This window comes from Mesorhizobium sp. M7A.F.Ca.AU.001.01.1.1, assembly GCF_004022735.1.
In the GTDB taxonomy this organism is placed as follows: domain Bacteria; phylum Pseudomonadota; class Alphaproteobacteria; order Rhizobiales; family Rhizobiaceae; genus Mesorhizobium; species Mesorhizobium ciceri.
Window position 1 is genome coordinate 1 of the sequence record NZ_RZPF01000585.1, and the last position, 4278, is coordinate 4278.

Annotated in this window: 4 protein-coding genes; 2 read left to right on the forward strand and 2 right to left on the reverse strand. The window is 59.1% G+C overall.

The window, feature by feature from the left end:
- Window positions 1–17: 17 nt before the first annotated feature.
- Window positions 18–1154, forward strand: coding sequence for a porin (locus EN884_RS27640; protein ID WP_013532599.1), 1137 nt, complete (start codon window positions 18–20; stop codon window positions 1152–1154).
- Between the two features lie 238 nt (window positions 1155–1392).
- Window positions 1393–2487 carry a site-specific integrase gene (locus EN884_RS27645; protein WP_013532598.1) on the forward strand — a complete coding sequence of 365 codons (1095 nt, stop codon included), beginning with the start codon at window positions 1393–1395 and terminating at the stop codon, window positions 2485–2487.
- Window positions 2488–2546: 59 nt separating this feature from the next.
- Here EN884_RS27645 and EN884_RS27650 read toward each other — a convergent pair whose 3' ends face one another.
- Window positions 2547–3446, reverse strand: coding sequence for an alpha/beta hydrolase (locus EN884_RS27650; RefSeq protein WP_013532597.1), 900 nt, complete (start codon window positions 3444–3446; stop codon window positions 2547–2549).
- 109 nt (window positions 3447–3555) lie between these two features.
- The coding region (locus EN884_RS27655) for a lytic transglycosylase domain-containing protein (protein WP_164895180.1) at window positions 3556–4278 on the reverse strand (723 nt) is incomplete at its 5' end.

The following is a 4278-nucleotide window of genomic DNA, read 5'->3' on the forward strand; positions in this document are numbered from 1 at the left end:
TGACTGGAGGTCAGAAAATGAACATTAAGAGCCTTCTCCTCGGCTCCGCTGCGGCCCTGATCGCAGTTTCCGGTGCGCGCGCCGCCGACGCCGTCGTCGTCGCCGAGCCGGAACCCGCTGAATACGTCAAGATTTGCGACGTCTACGGCGCTGGCTACTTCTACATCCCCGGCACCGAGACCTGCCTGCGCATCGGCGGCTATATCCGTTATGACATCGGTGGCGGCGACGTCGGCTCGTTCGATGGTGCAAGAAGCGCAGATCATCAGGACATCGGTGAGAGCAACGACACCTGGCGCAAGAGAGCCCGCTTCACGCTGAAGACCTGGACCGGTCAGGAAACCGAACTCGGCACCTTGAAGACCTACACCGAGACCCGCTTCAATTTCAGCAACACCCAACGCGATACGAGCCCGTTCATCAATGCTGCTGGCAACGAGCCTGTTTCGCTGAACTTCGCCTGGATCCAGCTCGGTGGCCTGCGCGTCGGTAAGGACGAATCGGCCTTCGATACGTTCGTCGGCTACGCCGGCAACGTCATCCAGGATACGCTGGTTCCCTATGGCGGCTTCGACACCAACGTCATCCAGTATTACTTCGATGCTGGCAACGGCTTCTCGGCTGTGGTTTCACTCGAAGAAGGCTATGGCGCCTACACGATCGACAGCTATGTTCCGCATGTCGTCGGCGGTGTGAAGTGGACGCAGGGCTGGGGTGCAATCACCGGCGTTGTTTCGTATGACAGCAACTACGAAGAAGTCGCCACCAAGGTTCGCTTGGACGTGAACGCGACGAACGAGCTGACGCTGTTCATCATGGGCGGTTACGGCACCGACGACAACTACACCGACGCAAGCTTGAATTTCCCTGCTGGTGGTCGCGGCATGTACAAGCAGTGGAGCGGCAATTGGGCACTGTGGGGCGGTGGCACCTACAAGTTCAACGAGAAGACCTCGTTCAACGCTCAGGTGTCATATGACGAGGGCAAGAACCTCGGCATCGCGGCGAACATCGCCTACGACGTGGTTCCTGGCTTCACGGTTACGGCCGAAGTCGATTACCTTAATGTCGGCAACGACACCGTGTCCAACTGGACCCATGCCGACAAGAAGAGCAACATCGGCGGTATCCTCCGCTTCCAGCGCTCGTTCTAAGGGCTGGTTCCTTACAGGTGAAATCCAGCCCGGGCGCGCAAACGCCCGGGCTGTTTTTGTTTCGTGACTGGATCAAGGCAAACGGAAGGATGGGGGTAACGGTAGCTGAATAAATCCGTGGGGTGGTTTCGTGGGATCCGCTGATGGGCGGATGAAATCACAACTGCGTGATTAAAATCTCTTGAAAGGACGCTTCCAAGCGGGTAGGGCTGACCTATCCCACTCGGGGGTGTGGCAAATGATGACGAACGAAGCGATTCAAGAGGGCGAGTCCTCTGATCATTTTTCGATGTTTTCTTCTCAAAGTCCGAAGATTCGATACACCTACAACAAGATTAGAGAAGTAAAATCGCATCGGGTCGGAGATCTTTTTTCAGCATATCGGGACATATTATGGGATGATGGGCGGCATAAGTATAATGTCAGCTCGTTCATCGGCGAAATAGACGAGATTCTCCTTGGTGAGCGTTTCAGCGCCTTTGACCAAAGTACCCTGGACAACCTTATCGGCACCCTGCGCCAGCGCGGCAACAGCAACGCAACCATCAATCGAAAGATGGCTGCCCTCAGCAAACTGCTGCGCAAGGCTCACAAGATGGGAGATATCCACAGCCTGCCCGAGTTCCGCCGCCAGAAGGAGCGGGCGGGTCGGATTCGCTTCCTCGAAAGGGACGAAGAGGCGCGCCTGTTCGCCGCCATCAAGAGCCGCAGCGAGGATGCCTACAGGCTTTCCGTTTTCCTGGTCGACACCGGATGCCGTCTCGGCGAGGCGCTTGGGCTGATCTGGAACGATATCCAGGAGCATCGCGTCTCCTTCTGGATCACCAAATCCGGCCGCAGCCGCACCATTCCGATGACCGAGCGGGTCAAGGAGGTCATCAAGCTGCCTCCCACCGAGGGTCGTCGGCCCAAAGGACCGTTCACCAAGCTCAGCCAGGCACAGTTCCGTGCCATCTGGAACGACGCGAAGGCCGAAGTCGGCCTCGGCGCCGACGATCAGGTGGTGCCGCACATATTGCGCCATACCTGCGCCTCGCGTCTTGTCCAGGGCGGCATCGACATCAGGCGCGTGCAGATGTGGCTCGGCCACCAAACGCTGTCGATGACGATGCGCTACGCGCATCTGGCCACCAACGATCTCGATGGCTGTGTCATCGTGCTGGAAACGCCTCGATCGACTCAGCCGGGCGGCAATTGCGCTGAAGGCCCCATGTTTTCTTCGCCCGTGACGACGCCTTCGTCGCCGACGGCAGAGCGGAAAAAGAGGGACGGGGCAGCCGCCGCCGCTAAGGAGTCGCCGAAAGCGACTCGGAAAAGTTCAAAAGCCAAGTAGGCTGAAGAAACTTGCCTATACTATCATAGCTATCCCGTGACCTTGTTCGGTCATGGGATTTACTTCAGGATATTCTTCCGCTCGGCCTGATCGAGAAAAGCGCCTATGTCGCCCGGTAGGCTGCCGGTCTCGAGGAACGGCGCATGGCCCTGACCCTCGACGGTGATCGTCTCCATCATGGAATGGCGCTCTCTCATCTGCTTGAGCGTGTCTGTGGACAGCAATCTCGAATTAACGCCCCGTATGGTGAGCAGAGGAATCGCGGCCAACGCCTCGAATTGCGGCCATAGGTCAGGCAGCTTCTGCGTCAGATCGAGACTGGCAACGGTATCCACCAGCTTCGGATCGAAATCCGGCACCAGCCCACCATCCGTTTCGCGGTAGAGAGCCCATACCATCCGATCCCAATCGGCGCCGGCAAGAGCGGAGAAGTCTTCGCCATGCACGCTGCGCTGGGCGGCCGCCGCCTGTGTGCGGGTTTTCGGTGCCGGGTCGCGCTCGAGATAAGACTGGATATGGGCAAGTCCGGCCGTCTCGATCATCGGTCCGATGTCGTTGAAAACAATGGCTTTCAGGACGGATGGCCGCATCGTCCCGAGCACATGGATGATCAATCCCCCGCGCGAGGTGCCGATGAAGGCCGCTTCTCCGATGTTCAGCGCCGCCAGCCCGGCGAGAATGTCGCCGGCCTCCACGCCGACATTGTAATTTTTGACGTCGGGATCATAAGCTGACTGCCCGCGCCCGCGGTAGTCGAAGGCGATGACCTTTCGTGGAGTTGCCGCATGCGTCGACAGATAGAGCGCCAGCTCGTGAAAATCCCTGGCATTGCGGGTCAGGCCAGGCAGGCAGACAACCGGCCAGGGTCCGGAATTGGCCTCGCCATAGACGCGCGCATGGAGTTTTAACCCGTCCGGTGCGCTGTAGAAGAAGTCGGAAAAAAGCTGCTCGCTTGCCATCGGAATGTGCGACCTCGCTGTATCAATCTGGACAGCTACAGGCGAGGGCAGGGATGGTCAATAAAAGGCGCTCTTGCCTTCTCCCACAAGTGGAGAAGGACAGAAAGGCTCAACTCCGCCCGTTCACCAGATCCCCGACAATGTCGTATTCGCCGGAAATACGCATCTTGTAGACCTCGTAATTCTCCATCACTCGCTGAACGTAACTTCTTGTTTCCGTGTAGGGAATCCGCTCGATCCAGTCGACGACCGCGTCGATGTCCTTGCCGCGCGGGTCGCCATATCTGCCCACCCACTGCCTGGCCCGGTTGGGGCCGGCATTGTAGCCGGCGAAGGTCAGCACGTAGGAGCCGTTGAAGCGGTCGAGCTGTTCGCCGAGGAAGGCCGAACCAAGCGTCGCGTTGTAGCCGGCATCGGTGGTCAGCCGTGTTTGCGAAAACTGCAGCCCGGCCTTCTTCGCCAATTGCCTTGCGGTTCCCGGCATCAGCTGCAGCAGCCCGCGCGCGCCGGCGCTCGACACGGCGCCGATGTTGAATTCGCTTTCCTGGCGGGCGATCGCATAGGCCAGCGCCTTGCCTGAGCCGGAAATGTCGGCCGAATCGGGAATGACGCCGAGCGGATGCGACAATGCGCCGACATCAATGCCGCGCGCCCCGGCGATCTTGCCGATTTTCAGCGCCATGAAATGGTTCCCTTGCTTTTCGGCAAGGACAGCGAGCAGCGCCAGTTCGCCTGGACTGGTCAACTGCCCGGCAAGGTCGCGATAGAGCGTCTCGGCATAGCGGTCGTAGCCCGCCAGGAAAGCGAATTCAACATCGGCGCCGTGTCGAGC

Excerpts from the sequence above, each read along its gene's own strand:
- EN884_RS27640 (WP_013532599.1), top strand. The coding sequence starts at position 18 with ATGAACATTAAGAGCCTTCTCCTCGGCTCCGCTGCGGCCCTGATCGCA.
- EN884_RS27645 (WP_013532598.1), top strand. The coding sequence starts at position 1,393 with ATGATGACGAACGAAGCGATTCAAGAGGGCGAGTCCTCTGATCATTTT.
- EN884_RS27650 (WP_013532597.1), bottom strand. The coding sequence starts at position 3,446 with ATGGCAAGCGAGCAGCTTTTTTCCGACTTCTTCTACAGCGCACCGGAC.